At 49.0% G+C, this 25882-nt stretch carries 26 protein-coding genes, 2 tRNA genes and 2 pseudogenes; 21 read left to right on the top strand and 9 right to left on the bottom strand.

What is annotated here, in order from left to right; translation table 11 throughout:
- Positions 1-158 precede the first annotated feature (158 nt).
- Positions 159-794, bottom strand: coding sequence for an alpha/beta hydrolase (locus ACFPVS_RS03360; RefSeq protein WP_096295443.1), 636 nt, complete (start codon positions 792-794; stop codon positions 159-161).
- A gap of 58 nt (positions 795-852) precedes the next feature.
- Positions 853-1644: a polyamine aminopropyltransferase gene (locus tag ACFPVS_RS03365; protein WP_096295442.1), complete on the bottom strand. Its 792-nt coding sequence runs from the start codon at positions 1642-1644 to the stop codon at positions 853-855.
- A 235-nt stretch (positions 1645-1879) separates the two neighbouring features.
- Here ACFPVS_RS03365 and ACFPVS_RS03370 point away from each other — a divergent pair.
- The 8 genes from ACFPVS_RS03370 (at position 1880) to ACFPVS_RS03405 (ending at position 7212) form a co-directional block, all read left to right on the top strand.
- A tRNA-Thr gene (locus tag ACFPVS_RS03370) sits at positions 1880-1955 on the top strand.
- 42 nt (positions 1956-1997) lie between these two features.
- A tRNA-Thr gene (locus tag ACFPVS_RS03375) sits at positions 1998-2073 on the top strand.
- Between the two features lie 136 nt (positions 2074-2209).
- The gene (gene panB, locus ACFPVS_RS03380; RefSeq protein ID WP_096295441.1) at positions 2210-3001 is read left to right on the top strand and encodes a 3-methyl-2-oxobutanoate hydroxymethyltransferase; all 792 of its coding nucleotides are present in this window, start codon (positions 2210-2212) and stop codon (positions 2999-3001) included.
- Positions 3002-3157: 156 nt separating this feature from the next.
- Positions 3158-3997 carry a pantoate--beta-alanine ligase gene (gene panC, locus ACFPVS_RS03385; RefSeq protein WP_096296138.1) on the top strand — a complete coding sequence of 280 codons (840 nt, stop codon included), beginning with the start codon at positions 3158-3160 and terminating at the stop codon, positions 3995-3997.
- Positions 3998-4174: 177 nt separating this feature from the next.
- The gene (locus ACFPVS_RS03390; RefSeq protein ID WP_096295440.1) at positions 4175-4759 is read left to right on the top strand and encodes a LemA family protein; all 585 of its coding nucleotides are present in this window, start codon (positions 4175-4177) and stop codon (positions 4757-4759) included.
- Positions 4760-4919: 160 nt separating this feature from the next.
- On the top strand, positions 4920-5741 hold the full coding sequence (locus ACFPVS_RS03395; RefSeq protein ID WP_096295439.1) for an amino acid ABC transporter substrate-binding protein: 822 nt from the start codon (positions 4920-4922) through the stop codon (positions 5739-5741).
- Positions 5731-6447 (top strand): amino acid ABC transporter permease, encoded by a 717-nt coding sequence (locus ACFPVS_RS03400; protein WP_096295438.1) that lies wholly within the window; start codon positions 5731-5733, stop codon positions 6445-6447. Before ACFPVS_RS03395 ends, ACFPVS_RS03400 begins: the two co-directional genes overlap by 11 nt.
- A gap of 9 nt (positions 6448-6456) precedes the next feature.
- Positions 6457-7212 carry an amino acid ABC transporter ATP-binding protein gene (locus ACFPVS_RS03405; RefSeq protein WP_096295437.1) on the top strand — a complete coding sequence of 252 codons (756 nt, stop codon included), beginning with the start codon at positions 6457-6459 and terminating at the stop codon, positions 7210-7212.
- A 340-nt stretch (positions 7213-7552) separates the two neighbouring features.
- On the opposite strand, the pseudogene tnpA reads toward ACFPVS_RS03405, so the two are convergent.
- Positions 7553-7864 (bottom strand): annotated as a pseudogene (tnpA, locus tag ACFPVS_RS03410) (IS200/IS605 family transposase); the annotation flags it as partial.
- Here tnpA and ACFPVS_RS03415 point away from each other — a divergent pair.
- Together ACFPVS_RS03415 and ACFPVS_RS03420 are read left to right on the top strand one after the other, a co-directional pair.
- A complete protein-coding gene (locus ACFPVS_RS03415) occupies positions 7854-8996 on the top strand; it encodes an RNA-guided endonuclease InsQ/TnpB family protein (protein ID WP_096295435.1) in 1143 nt (380 codons plus the stop codon). The pseudogene tnpA and the gene ACFPVS_RS03415 sit on opposite strands and share 11 nt — an antisense overlap.
- 196 nt (positions 8997-9192) lie before the next feature.
- Positions 9193-10290 carry a 5-methyltetrahydropteroyltriglutamate--homocysteine S-methyltransferase gene (locus tag ACFPVS_RS03420; protein ID WP_096295434.1) on the top strand — a complete coding sequence of 366 codons (1098 nt, stop codon included), beginning with the start codon at positions 9193-9195 and terminating at the stop codon, positions 10288-10290.
- Positions 10291-10349: 59 nt separating this feature from the next.
- Here the strand turns inward: ACFPVS_RS03420 and ACFPVS_RS03425 are convergent, their stop codons facing one another.
- Positions 10350-11864, bottom strand: a complete 1515-nt coding sequence (locus ACFPVS_RS03425; RefSeq protein ID WP_096295433.1) for a polyamine aminopropyltransferase — start codon at positions 11862-11864, stop codon at positions 10350-10352.
- A 182-nt stretch (positions 11865-12046) separates the two neighbouring features.
- Here ACFPVS_RS03425 and ACFPVS_RS03430 point away from each other — a divergent pair, with 182 nt between their 5' ends.
- The 7 genes from ACFPVS_RS03430 to ACFPVS_RS03460 all read left to right on the top strand — a co-directional run bounded on the left by ACFPVS_RS03430 (position 12047) and on the right by ACFPVS_RS03460 (position 18235).
- The gene (locus tag ACFPVS_RS03430; RefSeq protein ID WP_232507402.1) at positions 12047-12445 is read left to right on the top strand and encodes a DUF350 domain-containing protein; all 399 of its coding nucleotides are present in this window, start codon (positions 12047-12049) and stop codon (positions 12443-12445) included.
- 16 nt (positions 12446-12461) lie between these two features.
- Positions 12462-13505, top strand: coding sequence for an SPFH domain-containing protein (locus tag ACFPVS_RS03435; RefSeq protein WP_096295432.1), 1044 nt, complete (start codon positions 12462-12464; stop codon positions 13503-13505).
- Between the two features lie 37 nt (positions 13506-13542).
- Positions 13543-14286: an NERD domain-containing protein gene (locus ACFPVS_RS03440; protein ID WP_158608749.1), complete on the top strand. Its 744-nt coding sequence runs from the start codon at positions 13543-13545 to the stop codon at positions 14284-14286.
- A 25-nt stretch (positions 14287-14311) separates the two neighbouring features.
- Positions 14312-15844, top strand: coding sequence for a DUF4178 domain-containing protein (locus tag ACFPVS_RS03445; RefSeq protein ID WP_096295430.1), 1533 nt, complete (start codon positions 14312-14314; stop codon positions 15842-15844).
- Positions 15845-15853: 9 nt separating this feature from the next.
- Positions 15854-16015: a hypothetical protein gene (locus ACFPVS_RS03450; RefSeq protein WP_195690046.1), complete on the top strand. Its 162-nt coding sequence runs from the start codon at positions 15854-15856 to the stop codon at positions 16013-16015.
- Positions 16015-16365, top strand: coding sequence for an adenosylmethionine decarboxylase (gene speD / locus ACFPVS_RS03455; RefSeq protein ID WP_096295429.1), 351 nt, complete (start codon positions 16015-16017; stop codon positions 16363-16365). Before ACFPVS_RS03450 ends, speD begins: the two co-directional genes overlap by 1 nt.
- 265 nt (positions 16366-16630) lie before the next feature.
- Positions 16631-18235 carry an NAD(P)-binding protein gene (locus ACFPVS_RS03460; protein WP_378595406.1) on the top strand — a complete coding sequence of 535 codons (1605 nt, stop codon included), beginning with the start codon at positions 16631-16633 and terminating at the stop codon, positions 18233-18235.
- Between the two features lie 143 nt (positions 18236-18378).
- Here the strand turns inward: ACFPVS_RS03460 and ACFPVS_RS03465 are convergent, their stop codons facing one another.
- The 3 genes from ACFPVS_RS03465 to plsY all read right to left on the bottom strand — a co-directional run bounded on the left by ACFPVS_RS03465 (position 18379) and on the right by plsY (position 21717).
- A complete protein-coding gene (locus ACFPVS_RS03465) occupies positions 18379-19104 on the bottom strand; it encodes an epoxyqueuosine reductase QueH (protein WP_123803841.1) in 726 nt (241 codons plus the stop codon).
- Between the two features lie 326 nt (positions 19105-19430).
- The gene (locus tag ACFPVS_RS03470) at positions 19431-20948 is read right to left on the bottom strand and encodes a patatin-like phospholipase family protein (protein ID WP_096295428.1); all 1518 of its coding nucleotides are present in this window, start codon (positions 20946-20948) and stop codon (positions 19431-19433) included.
- A 163-nt stretch (positions 20949-21111) separates the two neighbouring features.
- A complete protein-coding gene (plsY, locus tag ACFPVS_RS03475; protein ID WP_123803840.1) occupies positions 21112-21717 on the bottom strand; it encodes a glycerol-3-phosphate 1-O-acyltransferase PlsY in 606 nt (201 codons plus the stop codon).
- 58 nt (positions 21718-21775) lie between these two features.
- Between plsY and folB the strand changes: the two genes are divergently transcribed.
- On the top strand, positions 21776-22126 hold the full coding sequence (gene folB, locus ACFPVS_RS03480; protein WP_096296135.1) for a dihydroneopterin aldolase: 351 nt from the start codon (positions 21776-21778) through the stop codon (positions 22124-22126).
- Between the two features lie 40 nt (positions 22127-22166).
- Entirely contained in the window at positions 22167-22703 is a 537-nt protein-coding gene (locus ACFPVS_RS03485) for an NUDIX hydrolase (RefSeq protein ID WP_096295427.1), read from the top strand.
- 62 nt (positions 22704-22765) lie between these two features.
- Here the strand turns inward: ACFPVS_RS03485 and ACFPVS_RS03490 are convergent, their stop codons facing one another.
- Together ACFPVS_RS03490 and ACFPVS_RS03495 are read right to left on the bottom strand one after the other, a co-directional pair.
- Positions 22766-23104: a hypothetical protein gene (locus tag ACFPVS_RS03490; protein WP_378595410.1), complete on the bottom strand. Its 339-nt coding sequence runs from the start codon at positions 23102-23104 to the stop codon at positions 22766-22768.
- A 146-nt stretch (positions 23105-23250) separates the two neighbouring features.
- Positions 23251-24402, bottom strand: coding sequence for an FAD-dependent monooxygenase (locus tag ACFPVS_RS03495; protein ID WP_096295426.1), 1152 nt, complete (start codon positions 24400-24402; stop codon positions 23251-23253).
- Positions 24403-24543: 141 nt separating this feature from the next.
- On the opposite strand from ACFPVS_RS03495, the gene surE reads away from it, so the two are divergent.
- Positions 24544-25311 carry a 5'/3'-nucleotidase SurE gene (gene surE / locus ACFPVS_RS03500; RefSeq protein WP_096295425.1) on the top strand — a complete coding sequence of 256 codons (768 nt, stop codon included), beginning with the start codon at positions 24544-24546 and terminating at the stop codon, positions 25309-25311.
- Between the two features lie 87 nt (positions 25312-25398).
- A pseudogene (locus ACFPVS_RS03505) lies at positions 25399-25796 on the top strand (energy-dependent translational throttle protein EttA); the annotation flags it as partial.
- Positions 25797-25882: the final 86 nt, after the last annotated feature.

Below are 25882 nucleotides of genomic sequence, written 5' to 3' on the forward strand. Positions count from 1 at the left end.
TACTGTAATAGTTCATAATTCCTGAAACCCATAGGCCTGAATTCCCATCTGCGCGGGAATGACGGTGTAAAAGATTTCTAAAAGTTTACGAGTTTTACAAAAATATCAGGCCGTCTGAAACCCAATGGTTTTCAGACGGCCTGCTTCATAATATCAACTTACCCCAAAATTATTGGCGCGAAGCGGCTGATGGTATCGCGCAAAACAATCAGTTTGCCATGGAAAAAGTGGCTAGATCCGGCAATAGCAATCACCGGAATATCTTGCGGTTCGGCCCATGCCAACACTTTTCCGATTTCGACCACTTCGTCTTCCGCACCGTGAATGATTAAGGTTTTGTTGGGATTCGGTGCCGCTTCAGGCTCGGCGCGGTCTGTGTAGTGGCGCAGGGCGGCGCCCATCAGCAACAGCATATCCGGCTCGCGCTCCTGTGCGGTGAAATTGGCGACATAACCGCCGAACGAGAAACCGGCCAACACAAATTGTTCCAATTCCGGATGCTGCGAACGGGCGTAATCGATGACGCAGATGCAATCATCGGTTTCCCCTTTGCCGTAGTCGTGCTTGCCGCCGCTGTTGCCCACGCCGCGCAAGTTGGGCAGGTAGCAGTGAAAACCAAGTTGGGTGAGGGCTTTAGCGGCAGTTTGAATGACTTTATTGGTGTTGGTGCCGCCTTGCAGCGGGTTGGGGTGATTCACCACCGCCACGCCGCGCGCCGTGCCTTGGGCAGGCAGGTGAATGGTTTCGAGCGCGCCGACCGGGCCTTGAATGGCGATAACTTCGGGTTTCAACATGATGATTTCCTTTTGATTAAGGGGGAGGCCGTCTGAAAATGTTCAGACGGCCTTCATGTTATAAATAAAAATGTTTGCCGTTGTTTTGATTGTGGGCTTTTAAATCGGCCAACATGCGTTTGAAATTCAAATCGTATAATTCGCTGAATTTGTCGGCGCGTTTTTTCAGGTTATCGAGATTTTGCTCTTTCGGGCTGCGTTGAAACGCCATCACTACCATATTGCCGTGACTTTCTGCCGGTAATTCCAACACACGCCCGTCGAATACTTTCAGTAATCGTTCGACAAAACGCTGATAGCGCTTGTCGCCGCTCCACCAATTAGTTACAAATACACCGTCGGGCGACAGCGCTTGGCGGCAGTTTTCAAAAAACGGTTCGCTCACCAAATCATCAATAATCTGTTCGCCGTCGAAACCATCAACCAAAATCACATCGGTATTGTGGCGGAACACCTTAATATATTCCGCACCGTCGGCTTGCACAATTTCAAATTTTTCACCTTCAAACGGCAATTCAAACAAACTGCGTGCCACGGCAATCACTTGAGGATTGATATCGACGGCGGTTTGCTTGGTATCGGGCAGGTAGGCATCAATCCAGCGTGCAAACGAGCCGCCGCCCAAACCGATTTGGGTAATGTGGCGCGGCGTATTTTCGGCAAACAACAGCCAGCCCATCATGGCGCGACTATACGACAAAACCAATTCGGCAGGGTGATTGAGATTCATTGAGCTTTGAATCGTCGGGCTGCCCAAATGCAGCGAGCGGATATTGCCTTCTTCTGAAATACCGACTTCGGGTAAATGCGCTTGCGGCGCGCGCAGGCGGCGGTAGGGGTGTTGGGGCATGGTGGAATCGTGAAATATTGGGAAAGTCGGTTATTTTAACAGATTTTGCGGTCTTTTTCAGACGGCCGAGACTTTTACAGAATAATTGGCCGTATGGATTTCTATTATGTGATTAGCGTGAAATGAGAGAAAGTATATTCAATTTAAAATCAAAGATTTTGGGCGTGGGTAGATTTTTTTCACGGCAGAGCCCTTGTCAATAGCAAGGGTTAAAGGCATAATGCTTTCTTCGTTAGCCGGTATAGCTCAGTTGGTAGAGCACCTGACTTGTAATCAGGGGGTCCCGAGTTCGACTCTTGGTGCCGGCACCAGTTTAAAACTGTATTGCTTTATATGCATATGCAGTCAGTTAAGCCGGTATAGCTCAGTTGGTAGAGCACCTGACTTGTAATCAGGGGGTCCCGAGTTCGACTCTTGGTGCCGGCACCAAAATCAAACAGCTTAATCATGAATGTGGTTAAGCTGTTTTTTTTATTTTTTGACACACATTTGACACGAAAGCCTTATAATGGCCTCGTTTTAACCTATATAAGGCCGTCTGAACAAGGCGGGAAAACCAGACGACATGATTACTGTGAACACACTGCAAAAAATGAAAGCCGAAGGCAATAAAATTGCCATGCTTACCGCCTATGAAGCGAGCTTTGCTGCGTTGATGGATGAAGCGGGCGTGGATGTTTTGCTGGTGGGGGATTCTTTGGGTATGACCGTACAAGGGCGCACTTCCACGCTGCCGGTAAGTTTGCGCGATATGTGTTACCACACCGAAGCCGTGGCACGCGGCACGAAGAACGCCATGATTGTGAGTGATTTGCCTTTTGGTGCCTATCAGCAAAGCAAAGAGCAAGCCTTTAATGCAGCAGCTGAATTGATGGCGGCCGGTGCGCACATGGTGAAGCTGGAAGGCGGGGTGTGGATGGCGGAAACCACTGAATTTCTGCAAATACGCGGTATTCCGGTGTGTGCGCATATCGGTTTGACGCCGCAATCGGTGTTTGCATTTGGCGGTTATAAAGTGCAGGGACGGGGCGATAAGGCGCAGGCTTTGTTAAACGATGCCAAAGCGCATGATGAAGCAGGGGCGGCGATTGTGTTGATGGAATGCGTGCCGGCACAATTGGCCAAACAAGTGACCGAAAGCGTGGTTTGCCCGACCATCGGTATTGGTGCAGGTGTGGATTGCGACGGTCAGGTACTGGTGATGCACGATATGCTGGGCGTGTTTCCGGGCAAAACAGCCAGATTTGTGAAGAATTTTATTCAGGGCAAAGACAGTATACAAGCGGCTGTAAAAGCCTATGTCGATGAAGTGAAAGCGCAAACCTTCCCTGCGCCCGAACATACCTTTGCTGATTAATCAGTAAATCAACCACAAACATGCCGTCTGAAAACTTATTATAGTTCAGGCGGCATATTTGCTTTGATCGCCGGCATTTGGTTATCATCTGCGCTAAGCGTATAATTGAGCCGTTATTTTCAAACGGCCTTGCCGCCTTTAAGGATTATTCAAATTATGCAAATCATTCATACCATTAAAGAATTGCGCGAATGGCGTAAGCAGGCCGGTAAAGTGGCTTTTGTGCCGACCATGGGCAACCTGCACGAGGGGCATCTGGCTTTGGTGCGCGAAGCGAAAAAACGCGCCGATAATGTGGTGGTCAGTATTTTTGTGAACCGTCTTCAGTTTGGCCAAGGCGAAGATTTTGATAAATACCCGCGCACTTTGCAGCAAGATGCCGATAAATTGGCCAATGAAGGCGTGGCGGTGGTGTTCGCACCGGATGAAAAAGAGCTGTATCCCAATGTCGAGCAGCGTTACAACGTTGAGCCGCCGCATCTGCAAAACGAATTATGCGGCAAATTCCGCCCCGGTCATTTCCGCGGTGTGGCAACGGTGGTGAGCAAATTATTTAATATTGTCGAAGCGGATGTGGCTTGTTTCGGTAAGAAAGATTATCAGCAATTGGCGATTATTAAAGGTTTTGTCGAAGATTTAAACTTTAATATTGAAATTGTGCCGGTCAATACCGGCCGTGCCGCCGACGGCTTGGCTTTATCAAGCCGCAATCAATATTTAAGCGAAACCGAGCGCGCCGAAGCGCCGCGTTTATACCGCGAATTGCAAAATGCTGCGGGACAATTGCAGTCCGGTAATGTTGCATATACGCAAATCGAGCAAACGGCAATAGAAAACCTAAATCAAGCCGGTTGGGTGGTGGATTATGTTGAAATCCGCCAAGCGGAAAGCTTGGAAGTGGCGCGTGTGGGCGACAAACATTTAGTGGTGTTGGCAGCGGCTCGATTGGGCAGCACGCGTTTGATTGATAATTTAGAAGTTTCATTAGATTTGTAAATATATTTATGGTTATAATAAAGGCCGTCTGAAGATATTCAAGCGGTCTTTTTTTATGACCAGTGGGAATTTTTATTCATTTTGGGTTATAATGTCAGCATAAAGGCAGTTTTATTATCTCTGCGCATCATAAAAATAAGCGAAACATACTCACGATAAAATAAAAAAGGAAACGCTATGGGAATGCTGGCAATTTTATTGATTCTTGTCTTATTGGCCGGCGTGGTTATTATCTGCAAGCAGAAGTTAATTGCCGGCAAACAAGACTATCAAGAATCCTTTATGGCCTTAAAAATTTCCTTGTCATGCCGTCATCAGGCTGCCAAACATGTTTTGGATGCTTCCCAGCTTTATCTGCTCAATGCCACCGATTTAAACGAAAATCTAACCAAAGCCTGCCAAGAAGCCGAGCAGGTATTGTCACGGACGGAACGCTCGGTGTCGGAAGAATCATTAATTACATTAAGCAAAGCCGAGAGCAAACTCACCACTTTGCTGCGCCAGTTGCAAAATCATTTGCGCAACGAATTGAAACACCGCGAAGATGCCCGCTTGAGCAATCAGCTTGAGATGCTAGAGGCGGCAGAAACCGAAGTCTTGCATACACGCCGTGCTTATAATCGCTCGGCAGAGTGCTACAACCATTTATTGCGAAAATTGCCGATGTCGTTGTGTGCGTATGTGTTGGGACACAAAAACTGTGTCGGTTTGATTAAATTTGAAGACGGCAACACCGCTCAAATGAGCAAGTACTTAATGTAAAATCCACCATACAAAGCCGTTTGAAACAGAATATTGAAATATTTTGTTTCAAACGGCTTTGTTATATGTTTTGGTTATAAATGATAGCAGAAGCATTCTTTGTGTTTGCCGCCAGTATCCATTAGAATAGCCGTTTTAAAGATACACACAGGATCAAGCGATGTTGAAAAAATTCTTATTGGGCAGTATGACGGCTTTGGTATTGGCAGCTTGCGGTGGCGAAGGTGGTTCTGCTGCTTCAAGTACGGCACCTGCTGCTAATGCTTCAGGATCTTTGATTGAACGCATTAACAATAAAGGCACCATCACCGTCGGCACCGAAGGCACTTACGCACCGTTTACTTATCACGACAAATCCGGCAAATTGACTGGCTACGATGTTGAAGTGACCCGCGCCGTGGCTGAAAAATTGGGCGTAACCGTTGAATTTAAGGAAACCCAGTGGGATGCCATGATGGCCGGCTTGAAAGCAGGCCGTTTTGACGTAGTGGCCAACCAAGTGGCTTTGACCAGCCCTGAACGCCAAGCAACGTTTGATAAATCCGAGCCGTACAGCTGGAGCGGTCCGGTTTTGGTGGCGCGCAACGACAGCACGATCAAATCGGTTGAAGAAATTGCCGGTAAAAAAGCCGCCCAATCTTTAACCAGCAACTACGGCGAACGCGCTACTGCAGCCAAAGCCGAAATCGTACCGGTTGACGGTTTGGCACAATCTTTGATGCTGATTGAGCAAAAACGTGCCGAAGTGACATTAAACGATGAATTGGCGGTATTGGATTACTTGAAAAAAAATCCGAACGCAGGCGTGAAAATCGTATGGACTGCCCCTGCTGAGGAAAAAGTCGGTGCCGGTTTGATTGTCAATAAAGGCAACGATGAAGTTGTGGCTAAATTCAGCGAAGCAATGAAAGAATTGCAAGCAGACGGTACTTTGAAAAAGCTGGGTGAACAATTCTTCGGAAAAGACATCAGTGTTAAATAATTTACTGGCTTCATTGCCGTTTATGACCGAGACACGCGCTGATTTGGTAATCAGCGCGTTTTGGCCTATGGTCAAGGCCGGATTTTTGGTATCCATGCCGCTGGCGATTGCTTCGTTTATCATCGGCATGGTAATTGCCATCATCGTGGCGGTGATTCGTGTGATGCCGTCTGAAAGTTGGCTGCACAAAATTTTACTGGGTTTGGCGAAGTTTTATGTTTCCGCCATTCGCGGCACACCGATGCTGATTCAATTGGCTGTAGTGTTTTATGGTTTGCCGGCGGTAGGGGTGTACATTGATCCGATTCCGGCGGCGATTATCGGTTTTTCTCTCAACGTCGGCGCATATGCTTCCGAGACCATCCGCGCGGCGATTTTGTCGGTGCACAAAGGCCAATGGGAGGCTGGGTTTTCCGTTGGCATGACCTATATGCAGACGTTCCGCCGCATTATCGCGCCGCAGGCTTTCCGCGTATCCGTACCGCCTTTGAGTAATGAATTCATCAGCTTATTTAAAAGTACGTCGCTGGCTTCGTTTGTGACGGTAACGGAATTGTTCCGTACCGCTTCCGAGGTGGCCAATCGCGCCTACGACTTTTTGCCGGTGTATATCGAAGCGGGCTTGGTGTATTGGTGTTTCTGCTGGGTATTGTTCCTGATTCAAGCAAAAATCGAAAAACGCTTCGACCGCTATGTGGCTAAGTAAGGGAAAATGATGATTAAAATCCGTAATATCCACAAAACATTCGGTGAAAACACCATTTTGCGCGGTATTGATTTGGATGTAAACAAAGGCCAAGTGGTGGTAATTTTGGGGCCTTCGGGTTCGGGTAAAACCACGTTTTTGCGCTGTTTGAACGCATTGGAAATGCCCGAGCAAGGACAAATCGAATTCGATAATGCCGCGCCTTTAAAAGTCGATTTTGCCCAAAAACCGAGCAAAGCCGAAATTTTGGCCTTGCGCCGCAAATCGGGCATGGTGTTCCAACAATACAATCTTTTTCCACACAAAACCGCTTTGGAGAATGTGATGGAAGGATCGGTATCGGTGCAGGGCAAAGCTAAAACCGAAGCGCGTGCCGCTGCTTTGGCCTTGCTGGACAAAGTAGGATTGGGCGATAAGGTCGATTTGTATCCGTATCAATTGTCGGGCGGCCAGCAGCAGCGTGTCGGCATTGCCCGCGCATTGGCGATTCAGCCGGAATTGATGCTGTTTGACGAACCGACTTCCGCGCTTGATCCGGAATTGGTGCAAGATGTGTTGAACACCATGAAAGAGCTGGCGCAGGAAGGCTGGACGATGGTGGTCGTCACCCACGAAATCAAGTTTGCCATGGAAGTAGCCGATATTGTGGTGGTGATGGATGGCGGCGTGATTGTCGAGCAGGGCGCGCCGGAAGTGTTGTTTGACAATCCGCAACACGAACGCACCCGCCGCTTTTTGCAGCAAATTCGTGCCCAGCATCGATAATTTGTTATCAGGCCGTCTGAAAGAGTATCGTTCAGACGGCTCGAGACCTTTGCAAAATTCCCATCTTTGTCACATTTCTTCGTTATGCGCAGCTCGAAAGCTTGCTTATCTTCATGATCTGTCTGCGCTTTCTGTTCTCACTTCGAGCTGCATTCAAATCCTGGTTTTGCAAAGGTCTCTGCCTTTATGAATTTGAATTACGCGAATGCGTGAATTTTTCATGTCTTTTTGACTTCAGGTCATTAATCAATTCATTTATCAGGCTGCGCCGTAAAACTTCGCCGTTCACGGCGGAGATATAAGGCGCGGACTGCGCTAGCAGTCCTAAAATTGTTGGCATTCAGTCAGGCGTATTTTGCTGCTCAATGTACTGCCGAATAATGGTAATCGGCGCACCGCCACAGCTACCTGCAAAATAAGATGGGGACCACAACGCATCACCCCATAATTTTTCTTTGATGCTGGGATAATTTTTCTTTCTAATCATGCGACTGGATACACCTTTTAGGCTATTCACGAGTTTTGAAATAGACACTTTGGGCGGATAATTCACAAGCAAATGGACATGGTCATCTTCGCCGTCAAATTCCACAAGCTGCGCTTCAAAATCGGTACAAACGCTTTCAAAAACACCGCGCATCATGCAGATACTCAAAGCCTTTAAATTTGAACTGATGCCCAACGGCGAACAAATCCGCAAGATGAAACAGTTTTGCGGTTGTTCGCGCTTCGTGTTCAATCGTGCTTTGGCGTATCAAAACGAGCGGTATCAACAAGATAACTCGTTTAAATTCAGTTACACCAAAATCGCTAACCTGCTGCCTGAATGGAAACATGAGCTGGTTTGGTTAAAAGATTGCCACAGTCAAGTTTTGCAGCAGAGTTTGAAAGATTTGGAAAGGGCATTCAAAAACTTTTTCGCTAAACGTGCAGACTTTCCTAAATTCAAACGCAAGGGTGATAAGGACAGTTTCCGCTTGCCGCAAGGCTGCAAATTGGAGCAAAACAATAACCGTATTTGGCTGCCAAAAATTGGTTGGGTGCGTTATCGCAACAGCCGACACGTTTCAGGCAGCCTGAAAAACGTAACCGTTAGCCAAAAATGCGGCAAATGGTTCGTTTCCATTCAAACCGAAACCGAGCAGGAAATTCCACAGCCAAACGGCGGCGAAATCGGGATTGATATGGGGGTTGCCAAGTTTGCAACGTTGTCTGATGGGCAGTTTTTTGAACCAATCAATGCGTTCAAAACCTTGAAAGGCAAACTGGCGAAACTGCAAAAGCAGTTCAAAAACAAAACCAAATTTTCTAAAAATTGGCAGAAACTCAAAGCCAAAATTTCAAAGTTACACCACAAAATTGCCAATATTCGCAAAAACTACCTGCACCAAATCAGCAGCGCAATCAGCCAAAACCACGCGATTGTGTATGTGGAAGATTTGCAAGTGACGAATATGTCCAAATCTGCCAAAGGTAACGCAGAGCAGTACGGTAAAAATGTTGCAGCCAAATCGGGTTTGAACCGTGCGATTTTAGACCAATCTTGGTTTGAGTTCCGCCGTCAGTTGGACTATAAGCTATTGTGGCGCGGAGGGCATTTGGTGGCTGTTCCGCCGCAAAATACCAGCCGTTGTTGTCCAGCTTGCGGACATACCGCCAAAGATAACCGCCTAACACAGAGCTTGTTTGAATGTGTGGAATGCGGCTATCAAAATAATGCTGATGTAGTTGGAGCAGTCAATGTGTTAAAGCGCGGTCAGGCAATCTTGGCAGCGCAACAGTAAAACGAAGTTTCAGGGCAGGGCGTGTCCGTAGCGTCTGTGAAGTGAACCGTGCAGTAAGGCGGTCAGCAGCAGAAACCCACCGAAGCGATTTGTGAATGGCAGGGTGCCGTTCACAAACGCCGTAGGAATTCCCTCCCTTCAGGGAGGGAAGGACGTCAAGCTTGACGACAAATAAACTTCATTTGAGGAATCTACCATGAGTAAAACCTTACCTTTGCGTGCCGATACCGTCGGCAGCTACCTGCGCACTGAAAACCTGAAAAAAGCGCGTACCGGATTTGCCGAGGGCAAAATCAGCCGTGAAGAGTTGACCCGCGTGGAAGACCAAGAAATTGCCAAACTGGTGCAAGACCAATTGGATGAGGGCATTCAAGTGATTACCGACGGTGAGTTCCGCCGCTCATGGTGGCATATCGACTTTTTGGAAAACCTCAACGGCATCGAAGGCTTTGTACCGGAGCAGGCTTATGCGTTTAAAGGCACCGAAGTGCGCAAATACAATACGCGCTGCAAGGGTAAGTTGTCTTGGAACGAAAACCATCCGTTTATCGCCCATTACAAAGCCTTGGCCGAAATCGTCGGCGACCGGGGCATTGTGAAATACACCATTCCCAGCCCGAACCAATTGATGTATCCGTTTATTTGGGATACCGGCGTCTATGAAAGCAAAGCCGCATTCTGCGAAGACGTGCGCCAAATCTATAAAGACGTGATTAAAGCGTTTTACGATGCCGGCTGCCGTTATCTGCAAATCGATGATGTGTATTGGGGTACCTTGTGCAACAATTTCAGCAATCCTGAATTTGATTTTGAAGCCAGCAAACAATTCGCATTGGAAAACATCCAAGCCATTTTGGCCGACAAACCGGCCGACATGACCATCACCACCCACGTTTGCCGCGGCAACTACAAATCATCTTATTTGTTGAGCGGCGCATATGATCCTGTAGCGCCCGAATTGTTCGGTCAAACTGCGTATGACGGCTATTTTTTGGAATACGACAACGAGCGTTCTGGTGGTTTCGAGCCGTTGAAATACTTCAACGACAACCCACACAAAGGCCGCATCGTGTTGGGTCTGATTACTTCCAAATTCCCTGAGTTGGAAAGCAAAGACGAAATCAAATCACGCATCGCCGAGGCTGCAAAAATCGTGCCGCTCGACCAATTGGCCTTGTCACCGCAATGTGGTTTTGCTTCAACCGAAGAAGGCAACATCATGACCGAAGCCGAGCAATGGGCGAAAGTTCGCTTGGTGGAAGAAATCGCTGCTGAAGTGTGGGGTGAAGACTAAGGTTAAAATATAGGCAAGGCCGTCTGAAACCCAATGTTTCAGACGGCCTTGTTTTCAGCCTAACGAATCACGCTATTCCAATCCTGTTCAAAATAGCTGACTAAAATTTGATTGTTCAAATAATTGGGCTGCACATCGCGCCGTGCCATATCGGGCGGAAAGTGGAACATTGCCGCGGTGGTTTCGGCATTGAGAAAACGCGTCGGTACATCATAACGCTGGGGAATCGGAAAATCATTGTCCGCTGCCGCCAACACAAAGCCCCATTCGCCAAACGAAGGGACATAAACATGATAAGGCGCGGTGTACAAACCTGCCGCCTCCAGCGTGGCGACCACCGACCAATAAGCATTTGGTGCAAAATATGGCGAAGTTGACTGCACTACAATACGGCCTTGCGGTTTCAGATGGCGTGCCACCAAGCGATACATCGGCACGGAATAAAGTTTGCCCAAGGAAAAATTCGACGGATCAGGCAAATCAATAATCACGACATCAAACTTATCTTGATTGGTCTCCAGCCATTTGGCCGCATCATCGTTGACGACGTTCATTTTCGGGTGCGACAACGCGTTTTGGTTGAGTGCGCTTAAGGTGGCGGAAGTTTGAAAAGTGGCGGTCATGTCGGGATCCAAATCCACCAGTGTGACTTTTTTTACTTCGGGATATTTCAATACTTCCCGCGCGGCCAAACCGTCGCCGCCACCGAGTATCAGGATGTTTTCCCGCTGCGCACTCATCTGCATGGCAGGCAAGGCCAAAGCCTCGTGGTAGCGCACTTCATCGCGCGATGAAAACTGCAAATTGCCGTTGATATACAGGCGCGTATCGTCTTTCCAACGTGTCACGACTAAGCGCTGATAGGGAGAATGGCTTTCATACACAATCGGGTCGCCGAAGTAGCGTTGCTCGGCTTGGAAGGTGATGCGGTCGGCGTATAAAAATGCTGCCGCTAAAATCAGCAGCACCGCCGTCGCGCGGATTTGCAACGATTTGTAGTTTTTCAATTCTGCTTTAAACACGTGCGCGGTCAACGCTGCGACGGCCGCATTGAGTAAGCCGAACAACAGGGCCGAGCGCGCCATGCCCAGCTTAGGGGCGAGTATCAACGGAAACAAAAGCGAGACGGCCAACGCGCCCAAATAATCGAAGGTCAACACTTTTGCCACCAACTCTTTGAAATCCGCTTTTTGCTGGTTCAACACGCGCATCACCAGTGGGATTTCCATACCGACAATGGTGCCGACAATCAACACAAGCGCATAAAGCAAAGTGCGAAACGGTGCGGCAGAAAAACCGAATGCCACAAACAAAGCCAGTGCGGAAACGCCGCCGATGATGCCCACCAGCAATTCGATTTCGATAAAACGCGCCAGCGTATCTTCGTCTTTGACGTATTTCGACAAATGCGCACCAATGCCCATCGAAAAAAGATACAGGCCGATGATGGATGAAAATTGCAGAATGCTGTCGCCCAAAAGATAGCTGGCGAGCGCGGCTAAAATGAGTTCGTAAGCCAAGCCGCAACTGGCGACGACGAAAACGGAAATAATAAGCGTGCGGTTGAGTTTCATGTTTCAGACGGCCTGTAGCGGATAAGACGGCGATATCGTGTTTTAAAGGTATTGAGGCCGTCTGAAAAACACAACTTAAAAAATCAACGTTTCAGACGGCATGTGCATTGTCAGCAGCGCATAGTCAATGGCATAATCAGCAAAAATTTCCGGTAATTATACCAAATCAAAGGATGTCTATCGTGAGCATTTCTCCAGCCCAGTATTTTCTGTATCTGCAATACATGCTTGCCGGCGTGGCGATGACGGTGGTGTTTGCCGCGGTTTATCTGCGCATCACACCCGCCGAAGAATTGCGCCTGATTAAAAACGGCAATTTGGCCTGCGCGTTGTCATTCGGCGGCGCATTGGTCGGCTTTTGCGTGACCCTGGCATCGAGCATTTCCCACAGTGTCGGCTTCACCGATTTTATTTTATGGGGCTTGGGTGCGGCGGTGGCGCAGATTTTGGTGTATTTTGCCTCGACCTGTATGATTAAAGGCGCCAATGAAGAATTGATTAACAATAATGTCGCGGTGGGCGCGCTGTTCGGCGCGGTTTCGGTGTCTATCGGCTTATTAAACGCGGCGTGTCTGACCTAATATTCGGGAGCAAAAAATGGCTTTATTCGATTTTATCAAAAAACAATTTATCGACGTCATCCAATGGCCGAATCCGGACGAGCGCCTGCTGATGTGGCGCTTTCCCATGCAGGATGAGGAAATCCAAAACGGCGCCAGTCTCACCGTGCGTGAGGCGCAGATGGCGATGTTTGTCGATGAAGGCGTGACGGCAGACGTATTCGGTGCGGGACGCTACACGCTCAATACGCAGACGCTGCCCGTGCTCACCAACTTGAAAAACTGGGATAAATTATTCCAATCGCCATTTAAATCAGACGTTTATTTCTTTAACACCAAGCAGCAGCTTGCCCGCAAATGGGGTACCGCCCAGCCGGTAACCGTGCGCGATTCGGAATTCGGCGCGGTACAGTTGCGCTCGTTCGGCATGTATTCCTACCGCGTGAACGATCCGGCCAAATTCTTCAAAGAAGTTACCGGTGTGGCTGCGGCATACAGCGGCGAAGAACTGGAAGCGCAATTGCGCAATATCGTGGTGACGCAATTGGCCACCGCCTTCGGTACATCGGGCATTCCGTTTCTCGATATGGCGGCTAATCAAGTGCTGCTGTCGCAAAAAATGGCCGAATTGTTGGCCGCCGAATTTGCCAAACTGGGCTTAATACTGGAAAACTTCACCGTTGAGAGTGTTTCCCTGCCTGAAGCCATTCAAGCGGCCTTGGATAAAAAAATCTCCATGGGCGTGATTGGCGATTTGGGCAGGTATGCCCAATACCAAACTGCCGAAGCCATTACCAAAGCCGCAGAAAACGAAGGCGGTTTGGCCGGCATCGGTGCGGGCATCGGTGTCGGCGCGGGTGTGGGGCAAACCATGGCCGGCGCGATGGCCGGTATGCTTCAACCGAACCAAGCCCAAGCGGCACCGGCCAATCCGGTTCAGACACCGGCAGACTCTGCCGAAGATCCGCAAAGCAAGCTGGCCAAACTTAAAACCTTGCTTGATGAAGGCCTGATTTCGCAAGAAGACTACAACCAAGCCAAAGCCGAAGTGTTGAAAAAATTAATCGGCAAAGATGAATAGGCCGTCGGAAAAGGTTTTGGTGTTCAGACGGCCACCGTTGGGGGAAAACAACACAATGGAAAGTCTAATTATTTTTGTCATTGTGGTTTGTTTTGTGTGTATGCTGTTGGTTGGAAAGGGCTCTAATCAGCCGAGTAGACGCAAAAAAACACGACAAAATAGCAATCAAAAGAAGCAAAGTAATCTAAATAAGGAAGAAAAAACTGCACTTAAAGGTGCGATAGGCGAGCAGATTATTAAAGTACAAGTTTTATCAAAGCTTGATACAGCACGTTACCGTTATTTTCATAATCTAATTGTGCCTATAGATGGTGGTAGTACACAAATCGATAATATTGTTATTTCACCTTATGGAATTTTTGTGATTGAAGCAAAATATTTTCAAGGTTGGATTTTCGGGGCGCCAAATCAACCTAGATGGACGCATACCTTACCTTCCGGCAGTAAGTTTTCGTTTCAAAATCCGTTAAGGCAAAATTATAAGCATATCAAAGCATTATCTAAATTGTTAGGGCTTTCGGACAAAGAATTCCATTCGATTGTTGCATTTACTCATCGTAATTGTCAGTTGAAAACAACATTTCCGGAAAATGTATGTTTGGTTTCTGATTTTATTCCTTATGTTCAGAAACATGACAAGGAAGTTTTCAGTATTGAGCAATGCACTGAATTTTGTAGAATTTTATCAAACCCTGATTTTGAAGCGACGCCTGAGCGGATTGAACATCATGTTCAATCATTAAAACAAAAAGAGACTTCAGCCGTTCACCATGTCGTCTGAACTTTCCCGATAAAACAAAATATCCATGTCAACAACGCCATTTTTCAAAACCGATTGCCCAAGCTGCGGCGCACCGGTAGAAGCGTATTCGGCCACCGCGGTGACGCTGGTGTGCGGCTACTGCAACAGCATGCTGGTGCGTCAAGACGACAGCATCGTCGATACCGGCCGCGATTCCGCGCTGCTGGAAGATTTCAGCCCGCTGCAAATCGGCACGACGGGACGTTACCTGCGCGGGTTTTCGATTATCGGCCGGCTGCAGGCGCGTTATGATGGCGGGGTGTGGAACGAATGGTATGTGTTGTTTGACGACGGGCATAACGGCTGGTTGTCGGAAGCAGGTGATTTGTATGTGATGACCATGGCCGAACGCTTGCCCGAATCAGCGCCGAAGTTTCACGATATTCGTGCCGGATTCAGCACCTTAAACCACAACGGCAAGCAGTTTATGGTGGCCGACGTGCGTGAAATCAGCTTGAGCCAGGCTGCGGCTCAGGGCGAATTGCCGTTTCGGATTCAGGGCGAAACGGTCAGCCGCGTGGCCGACTGGCGTTGCGAAAACCTGTTTCTGACCTTGGATTATGCCGAAGCCGAGCCGCAAGCCTTTGTCGGCCGCACGGTCAAACTCGATGATTTGTATTTGGCCCATACCCGCAGCGACGATCAAATCCGCGAAACCGCAGGCCGTCTGAAAGGCTCGCGGCAGGCGGAAGATTGTCCGAATTGCGGCGCACCGGTGCATTGGGTCAACGGTATGGCCGAGCATATTGTCTGCCCGAGTTGCGCCAGCCGGTTGCAGGCAAGTGAAGACAAAATCAATCTGATTGAAGCCAACCACATGCGGCAGGCGCAGGAAAAGCTGTTTATGCTGCCGGTGGGCAGCAAAGGCCGTCTGAAAAACCGCGATTATTATGTGATGGGTGCGGTGCGTTACAGCGAAACCGACGCGCAGGAAACCTTTGACAAAATGTTCGGCATGGCCACTCACGCGTTGGTACCGGAGAGCTGGTGGGTGGAATATTTACTGTATCACCCGCAGCACGGGTTTAACTGGTTGGTGCAAACGGAAGACGGCGAATGGAGCATCGCCGAAACACTCAACGAATGGCCGCGCTTGAACCAATACAACCAGCCGCAAGGTTGCGAAAAGCTTTACGATTACGGCGGCCGTGTCGAAGTGGCGGCAGGCGCGTTTTATTGGCAGGTGCGGCAGGGCGATTTGAACTATTACACCGATTACCGCCAAGGCAGCGGCAAATTGAGTGCCACATTGTCGCCAAATGAGTTGGCGTGGAGTAAAAACACACCCATCCGCTACGATGAAATCGTCCAAGCCTTCGGTTTGACACAAAGCCGCGCCCCACAATACACCGCCAATATGCGCTCCGACGGCGTGAGCAACGGCTTGCGCTTATTGATGGTGGGCATTTTGCTGTTGGTTAACGCACCGGCATGGCTGATGATGAACTCGGAGCAAATGTTTGACGAATCGATGATTCCGACCATCATCGGTATCGCATTTATTTGGTTTTTAGGCCGCAGCAGCGACGACGATTAGGAAAACAACATGTCTAAAATCGCTTATATTATGTTTGCTTCGCTGATTGTGCTGATGGTGACGCTCAACAATTATTCCATCGTCAGCGACAGTGATTCCGGCGGCTCGCGTACCCACGGCGGCGGCTATGTGGGCGGCTATGTCGGCGGTTCGGCCGGAGGACACAAATAATGCAGCCCGAAAACCACGGTTTGCTGGATTTATACGGCTGCCATGTCGAATCACTGAAAGACGAAGGCCGTCTGAAAAACTGGCTTACCGAAGCAGCGCAAGCAGTGGATGCGACCATACTCGGCAGCCATTTTCACACCTTCGGCGGCGAAGGCGGTGTGACCGGTGTATTGTTATTGGCCGAATCACACATCAGCATCCACACTTGGCCGGAGCACGGTTTTGCCGCGGTGGACGCGTTTGTCTGCGGCAGCAGCGAGCTGGAAACCGTGCACCAACTCTTGCAATCAGCTTTACAGGCCAGGCACAGCGAATGGACGGTACACCGCCGTGGCAGCGGTTTGGGCTGATTTTTGATTCATTAAGGCAGTTTTCAGACGGTCTGAGACTTTGGCTAAAGCATGCTTAAATGTTCAATGCCCAAAAACAAAACAATGTCATCCCCGCAAAGGCCGGAATCCATTTTTGAGTGCGGCAAGTTGTTGCATAAATATCTATCTCAAATTTTAAGATAGATTCCGGCTTTTGCGGTAATGACGTCGTTTTTATATACGTTGACGTTAACAGGATGATTTCAAAAATCTCAGGCCTTAACCTTTCTTCCGAACACCACCCATGAACACCACCCGCCGCCAGTTTCTCGGCTATACCGCAGCCTTAACCACCGCCTCCCTGTTTTCCTATCTCGGCTACCGCCATTTGAATAACGCACCGACGGTATCGGTCAACCGTGTCGGTTTGCCGATGGGGCATTTGCTGCGTGACGGCAAATTGTCGGTTGAACCGAAAAAACATTATCAATGCGATACTCTGATTTTGGGCAGCGGTGCAGCGGGCTTGAGCGCACTGTGGTATTTGGCGAAACACGGCCACCGAGATATATTGCTGGCTGAAGGTTTTGAGCCGGACGGTAACAATGCCGCCTACCGTTTTTCAGACAGCCTGATTGCCCCCCGCGGTGCGCATTATTTGGCCATGCCGTCAAAAGAAAGCAGCCATATCCACGATATGCTGAGCGACTTTGATATTTTGCAGGCCGACGGCAGCTATCGCGAGACGGATTTGGTGCATGCGCCCGAAGCGCGTTTATTTTACGGTCAAATGTGGCAGGCGGATTTGCTGCCTGAAGACGATGACGACAGCCGCCGCTTTTTTGCTTTGATAGGCCGTCTGAAAAATGCCTACGGTAGTGACGGCAAAAAAATCTTTGCCATTCCCATTGCTTTGTCTTCTCAAGATACACAATGGCGCGCGCTCGATAAACTGACTTTTGCGCAATGGCTGAATCAGGAACGTTACCAATCGCCGACCTTGCGCTGGTATCTCGATTACTGCTGCCGCGATGATTACGGGCAGGGGATTGGGCAAGTGTCGGCGTTTGCCGGATTGCATTATTTTGCCAGCCGCAACAGCGCTGATACGGTGTTGACTTGGCCGCAGGGCTTGGCGTATTTGTCGGCCAAGTTACGCGAAAAAAGCAGCTTGCAAACTTTGCATTCATGGCCGTCTGAAAACATAATCCGATTGTCGCAGCCGGCTTCTGTCGAGGCAACCGCTGTCAAGATTCGTGAGCATTCAGACGGCGTGGACGTTTTGTTGTACGACCATGCCAGTAGCGAAACCTATGCCGTCACCGCCCGCCATGTCATCAGCGCCATGCCTTTAATGGTGGCGGCGCGCATCATCGACACACCGCAGCAATATGGTTTGCACACGCCCGAATACGCCCCGTGGCTGGTGGCTAATTTTGTGCTCAACCGATTTCCCAAAGAACAAGGCAACAGCGAATTAGCGTGGGACAACGTGGTTTACGGCAGCCCGTCGCTGGGCTATGTGGTGGCCACGCATCAACATATCCGCGTGGACAAACCTGAGCACACCATTTTCACCGCCTACACTGCGCTTAACCACGACACCCCGCAAAACATCCGCCGTTGGCTGCAGAGGGGCGACGACCAAGCATTGTTGGATATGGCTGCCCAAGATTTATTGAGCGTGTACGGCAAATCATTTTGGCAACATGTCGGCCACATCGACCTCACTTTGCGCGGCCATGCCATGAGCGTACCGAAAGTCGGCTATCTTGACGATGAAAACTTACTGGCGCTGCGGCAGCATCACTCCAAATTATTGTTTGCCCACAGTGACTTAAGCGGCTATTCGGTTTTTGAAGAGGCGGCTTATTGGGGGATAGAAGCAGCGAAGAAGGTGTTGGCTTAAAGATTAATGAATATAAAAGGCCGTCTGAAAGATTTTATCTTTCAGACGGCCTGAGCTGTAAGAAAAGCTCCTTCAAAAGCCAGTACACATAAAATTGCCGTCATTAGTTTCTGCAAAGGTCTCGACTTATTTTAAAACCGGTATTATTTATCCACTTTAATCGCTTGCGGCTCGTAAATCGTTGATTCATCGCCGTAATACAGCTTGCCAATTTTAATCGGAATGCGGCCTTGTGATTTGCGGTGTTTGTTGGAATCACGCAGGGAATAAGCGCAGCCGCAGTATTCCTGTTGGTAGAAGTTTTCGCGCTTGCTGATTTCAATCATGCGTGCGCTGCCGCCGCTTTTGCGCCAGTTGAAATCCCAATACACCACGTCGTCGAACAAATCCGCCGCGCGGTGGCCGCAGCCGTTGATTTGCTTCATGTCTTTCCAGCGGGAAATGCCCAGAGAGCTGGTGAACACGGGAAAACCGTTGTCGTGGGCGTATTGCGCGGCTTTGACGAAGCGCATGTCGAAACACATGGTGCAGCGGATACCGCGCTCCGGCTCGAATTCCATGCCTTTGGCCAGCTCGAACCATTCTTTGCGGTCGTTTTCATAGTCGTCGTCTTTATCGACAAAAGGGATGCCGAATTTTTCCGCAAAACGCAGGTTTTCTTCTTTGCGCAGCATGTATTCTTTGTGCGGATGGATATTCGGATTGTAGAAATAAATGGTGTAATCGATACCGCTGGCGAGCATGGCTTCCATCACTTCGCCGGAACATGGTGCACAGCAGGAATGCAACAGCACTTTTTTGTGACCTTCGGGCGGCGTGAGTACGGGGCGGTCAATGTCGGTGACGATTAATTTTTCGTTTTGGCTCATGGTTTGATTCTGTGTATTGAAATGTTTCAGACGGCCTGATGAATGGGTAGGCTGAGGCTTGTGTAAAACCCCGGATTTGAGTGCAGTTCAAAGTTAGCGCAGCGCCGAAAGTGAAGACATCACAAAAATAGGCAAGATTTCGAGCAGCGCCTCACGAAACGAAGAAATGTGTCAAAGATGCGTTGTGTCAAGGTATCAGGCCGTCTGAAAGGATAAATGGATGGGCTATTTTAGCAAATTATATGTTCAACTGAAAGGCCGATAAAACATCAAGGCCGTCTGAAGTCTTTGTTTTTGCAATCATTCAGACGGCCTTGATGTGTGGTTTATGGTTGCGCCGGTAATTCAAATTCGCCGGAATCGGTGGTATTCACTTGATTTATTTCTTCAATGGAAAATGGATTTTCCACCGGTTTCATTTTGGGATTGTTTTCCATCGCCGATTCGGTTTGGCTAAACAAAGCTTCGGCATTCGGTTGGGTGGATAATTCTTTCAACAAGCCCTGATATTCTTTGGAATGCTTCATCAATTCGGCGGCAGCGGTACGCAGGTTATCGACATCTTCACCCGGCAGGTAGAAACTGGTCGGAATATTCAACACCGTCTCACGCAGCGGCGACTCAGGCAAATCGCGCAGGCTCAGGCTGACAAAGGTCAGCGAAATCGGATTGCCGTTGGCATCTTTATATTTGGCTTCGTTCCAGCGGTCGGTAAAGGCGCGGAAGCGGCGCAGCGATTCCTGCGAATATTTGCCGATCGGAATGTCGATAATCGCATTCACCACATCGCGCATACCGGGCACAACGGCGGTTTTGTCCAAACCGCTGTTGATTTGATTTTGCGCGTTGACATTAATCACCACAATGCGTTTGATTTTATGCGTGCCTATTTGTTGCACCAGCATATTGCTTGAATACACTTCGGTCATGTCGAGCAGGCTGCGCATACCGAGATTATCGGTCAGGCCGCCATCGAGCAGGTGGATGTAAGGGCGCGATTGGCTGTCGCTGTATTGCGCGATGCTTTCGGCAACTTCTTTACGCGTGATGCTCTGTTGAGTGTTTTTGTTTTTCTGCATGGCCGTCTGGATACGTTTCGGCGGCGTATAGTTGCAATTGCCGCCGTTGTTATTGAGCGTAAGCGGCGCAAACACCACTGGTACGGCACTCGAAGCCGCTACCGCACGAGCAATACTCAATTTGCTTAAGTTCAAGCACATCGGGTCGAAATATTCTTGGGTGAAATTGATGCGTTCACCTATGCCCATGTCTGTTGCGCTGATGATGGCAAACGGGCCTTTGCGGCGTTTTTCCAAATCTTCAAACGTGGTTTTGCCAAATAAATAGGTTTCAAACTGTTCTTGCAGCAAATCGCCACGGCCGAATTCAGGCGAAGCCAAGCGTGGGATATTGGTGGCGGAAAATGCCTGTTTGATGACTTGGCTTTGGAAATTCTGGCTTAAGAAACGTTTATAAAAGCCCGGAATCGTATTCGTACCATGCAGCGAGTAATAAGCCGCTAATACTGAGCCGCCGGATACGCCCACTACTAAATCGACGTTTTCCAGTAGGGATTTTTTCTGGCCGTTGATGCTGACCTGTTGCTGGTGGAGCTGCTCTAACACACCGTAGCCCAACGCCGCTGCACGTGTGCCGCCGCCGGAAAACATCAATACCATTAAGGTATCGTCTTGATTTTCTTTATTGGCGTTTTCAAAACGATAGCCTTGGTTCAAATCCACTTTACTGATGGTTTCGAGCGGTTGGAATTTGACCAGCGAACAAGCCGGAAGCATGGCGGCGAGCGAGACCGTAAGGATGAGTTTGGCAGTTTTTTTCAACATGATGATTTAATCGGAAATAAAGAGAAAAATATTGAATCTGTTTTTCAGACGGCCTTGTTTATTCTAGCCGAATTATATTTGAGTAAGTACATTATTGTATGTATCGAGGCATAAAAAAAGCCCGACAATGTCAGGCTTTAACATAAGGCTGCATTGGGAAAAGTTATGAAGCTTTATCGCCGATTTTGCTTTCTTTTCCGGAAAGCAGATTGATAATATTGCTTTTATGACGATACAGCACCAAGACCGCAATCACCGTTGTAGCCCATATCCAAGACGGGTAAGGCATGAAGAAATAGGCCGCAATCGGGCTGATTAACGCGGCCGCTATAGCTGCCAGTGAGGAAACTTTAAAACCGAAAGCCACGACCAGCCATACAATGGCGCATACCAAACCGGTCGGCCAAGAAAGCGCCAGCAATGCCCCCAATGCCGTGGCCACGCCTTTGCCGCCTTTGAAGCGGAAGAATATCGGCCACATGTGTCCGACCAACACGGCCACTGCACACGCGCCGATGGTAGTCATGGTAAGGTTGATTTCGGTTTCCATCCACCGAACCAACCACACAGCCGCAAAGCCTTTAAACGCATCGCCCAGCAAGGTTAATGCAGCCGCTTTTTTCTTGCCGCTGCGCAAAACATTGGTCGCGCCCGGATTGCCGGAACCGTAGGTGCGCGGATCATTCATGCCGTATGCTTTCGACACAATTACCGCAAAAGACAATGAACCGATTAAATAAGCCGAAACCACCGCTAAAACATTGTACATTTTGTATGCTTTGCTTAGAATGAAAGGGGTATTCTATCCAAAAAACGGGACAATGCAAATGGATAAAATTTTTTTACGCGGCATGAAAGCCGACACGCTGGTTGGCATCTACGATTGGGAACGCGAGCGCCTGCAAACGCTGGTGCTGGATTTAGATATAGGCGTGCCGGAAAAATCTGCGCTGAGCGACGACATCGGCGACACGGTACACTACGGCGAAGTCTGCGAAGCTGTGCGCAACAGTCTGCGCGAACAGGATTTTTTGTTGCTGGAAGGTTTGGCCGAGCATGTGGCCAAGTTGGTTTTGGAAGATTTCAATGCGTTGTGGGTGCGCGTGAGAATTGTCAAACCGGGCATTCTGCCGGACGTAAAAGAAGTGGGCGTGGAAATCGAGCGCAGCAAAAATTGATTTCAGACGGCCTGTTTGTCTTAATTAAAGAAAGCATATCATGGATTTAAAAGAAACCTGTATCAGCAGCGAACCGATTTACGAAGGATCGTTTATCCGCATCAGCCGTGACCAAATCCGTTTGTCCAACGGTAAAGAAAGCCAGCGCATGGTAATCCGACATCCCGGCGCGGCTTGTGTGTTGGCCGTGACGGATAATGATGAAGTGGTGCTGGTGCGTCAATGGCGCTATGCCGCCGACCAAGCCGTATTGGAATTGCCGGCGGGTAAATTGGATGTAGAGGGCGAAGACCCGGCCGAATGCGCTTTACGTGAATTGGCCGAAGAAACCAACTATACCGCCGACAGCGTGAAGCTGCTGCACACTTTCTACACCGCAATCGGCTTTTGCGATGAAAAAATGTATCTCTACCAAGCCGACGGCGTGCGCATAGGCAGCACCTTGAGCAATGATGAAGACGAAATTACCGAAACCGTGTTACTCAGCCGAGAAGAAGTGAAAGCTGCGTTGAAGCACGATGAAATCAAAGATGCCAAAACCTTAGTCGGTCTGCAATATTGGTTGATGAATAGTTAAAAGGTTAATTGAAGTAACAGGCCGTCTGAAAGATTATCTTTCAGACGGCCTGATTTTATACTTTACAAGCAGCAGCTGCCGAAACGTAATTTCTTGCTGAACACCAATTCATGCGTTTTTTGTTTGAAGACTAAAATATTGGTGGCATCTTCCAAAGCGCGGATGCTGTGCGCCTCGTTCGGCTCAAGACGGACTACCTGCAAGCCTTGCGTGTCGAGTGTGCCTTCGGAAGTGATGATTTGTGCGCGGCCGTTGAGCACCAGTAATAACACAATCGCATCGGTTTCGTAAGTCGGGATTTCATTGTTTTTCTGTAAAGAAAGCTGTACGATTTCTTGGTCGTTGTCGCTGGAAATCACGCCGTCGAGCAGGGCTTTGGGGTCGAGGGTATATTGTTTCATGATGTTTCCTTAAGCGTAAAAGTCAGCGGTTAGTATAATCTTTTATTTTGTTTCAATATTAAATATTCCAAGCTGTTTTGACATAAAACAAGGCCGTCTGAAAATTTTCAGACGGCCTGTAAATCACCCAATTAAAGTTTGAACAGTCACAAGCCCATCGCATGTTTGATCAGACGGTTTTTGACGAATGGCGCAGCGTTAACCAAATCCAAACCGGTGTTGCGCAGCCAAGGCAGCGCGGGCAGGGTGTTGTCGGCAAACAGACGGAACAGGCCGTCGCAGCCGTATTGCATGGTGCGTACCGGTTCGAGGCGGTTTTGCGCAAAACGTTTTAAAAATTGATACGCGCCGATGTCGGCTACGCCTTGGCTGAGTTTTTGCAATTCAAGCACGTCGCCGAAGCCTAAATTTACGCCTTGCCCCGCCAAAGGGTGAATGGTATGCGCGGCATCGCCAATCAATAAAATGCGCGACGCAAACGTGGTTTCAGGGCGGCGCAAAATCAGGTTGAAAGAAAACGCGGGCGAGAGCGGCGAGAGTTTGCCCAATATGCCTTCGCCTTGCGCAGTGATGGCCGCGGCCAAATCTTCGGGGCTGAGCTTGGTAAGTTTTTCCGGCTCGGCGGTGCTCCACACCACAGAAATTTTATGGTCGGGCAGCGGCAGATAAGCCAGCACCTCGCCGTTTTTAAACCATTGAAACGCCGTACCGTGATGGTTTTTTTCAGTGATAAAGTTGGCCACCACACCATGATGGCCGTAAGGATTTTCGCGCACTTTAATCCCTGCCTGCGTGCGTACCCAAGAATGGGCACCGTCGGCACCGATGATGAGTTTGGCCTGCACCGTGCCGCCGTTTTCCAAGCGCACAGTTGCCATTTGAATATCGGTTTCCAATTCGACCGCTTTTTGCGTGATGACCGGAATATCCAATGCACGGATTTGCTGCCACAATCCAGCCAATAGCCAACGGTTTTCCGCAATGGCGGTGAGCCGCGGCACGGGAATGTCGGCGGCTTTGAATTCGATGCGCCCGCCGTTGTCGCCGCGTACATCCATGGTTGCAACCGGCTGAATGCGGTTTTCAGACGGCCACGCATCCAATGATTGCAGCAAAGCCTGATTGGCGGGGCTAATCGCAAAAATGCGTGCGTCCCAACCGTTTTCCAAGCGGCTTAAATCGGTTTCGGCAGGGCGGATTTCCAGCAGGGCGGCATCACGGCCTTGGCGTTTGAGCGCCACAGCCGCTGCGGCACCGACCAAGCCGCCGCCGATAATCAGAATTTCGTGTTCAATCATGGCATGGTTTTCTAAAACGGATATGGTGCAGATTATAGCCTGTTTCAGACGGCCTTACTAACACACAAGGCCGTCTGAAACATAGACAAATCCCAAACCGCGCATTTACAATCGCATTCATCATCATTCGGGGATTAGCGCATGAATATTTTGATTTGTAACGACGACGGTTACCTCGCGCCGGGCATCGCGATTTTGGCACGGGTAGCGGCCGAATTTGCCAACGTGCGCGTGGTTGCGCCTGAGCGCGACCGCAGCGGTGTGAGCAATTCTTTAACGCTCGACCGGCCTTTACGTATCCGCCAGGCCGAAAACGGCTTTTATTATGTCAGCGGCACACCGACCGATTGCATCCATCTCGGTTTGCATGCGCTGCCGGAATTCCAACCCGATTTGGTGCTTTCCGGTATCAATAATGGTGCCAATATGGGTGATGATACGTTGTATTCGGGCACGGTTGCTGCGGCAACCGAAGCTTATTTGATGGGTATTCCGGCGGTAGCGGTTTCATTAAACGATTTCAGCGGCCGCTATTGGGATACCGCCGAAAAAGCCGCGTGGCTTCTGCTTGAGCATTTGCTGAAAAATCCGCCGCAACGGCCCATGCTGTGGAACATCAATATTCCTGCCGTGGCACCGGAAGATATTCAAGGCATCAAAATCACGCGCTTGGGAAGGCGCCACCACACGCAAAGCATTGTGCCGACGACCAATCCCCGCGGTGAGCCGGTGTATTGGATTGGTCCTGTCGGCGATATTTCCGACCGCGAAGAAGGCACGGATTTCGGTGAATGCGAAGCCGGCTTTATCACGGTGACACCGTTGCAAATTGATTTGACTTCACATGAAGAGCTAAGCGGTGTACGAATATTTTGGCAAAATGCGCCGCATAAACCGGCTTCAGAATAAGCGTGAAAACCGGTTTACTTTGGTTAATGTAAAAAATTTCAGACGGCCTGAAGCATAAAAAGGCCTAAAGAGAAATAACGAGGGTAAACGCGGCCGATTTTGGGGCGTTTCAATTTCAACGGCAGCGACCAAAGTAAAATTGTGGGCAATTCGTCAGGCGGCGAACGCGGACATTTGCATTTAGTCAAAACTTTATTGAGCGGCGGTAATGTGTTGTTGTTGGACGAACCGTCAAACGATTTGGACGTGGAAACCTTACGCGCTTTGGAAGATGCTTTGTTGGAATTTGCGGGCAGCGTGATGGTGATTTCGCACGACCGCTGGTTCTTGGACAGAATTGCCACGCATATTTTGGTGCGTGAAGGCGACAGCAAATGGGTATTCTTTGATAGAAGCTATCAAAAATGCGAATTCGATAAGAACACCATTTAGGCGAAGAAGGCGCGAAACCGAAACGCATTAAATACAAACCTGTAATGCGTTGATTTGATTATATTTCAGGCAGCCTGAAATATATCTGGTGAATTAAAATTGCAACGATACAGCGTTGCCCACTCCTTTATGTACTTCT

The sequence above is a fragment of the Neisseria weixii genome (genome assembly GCF_042658245.1).
GTDB lineage: Bacteria > Pseudomonadota > Gammaproteobacteria > Burkholderiales > Neisseriaceae > Neisseria > Neisseria weixii.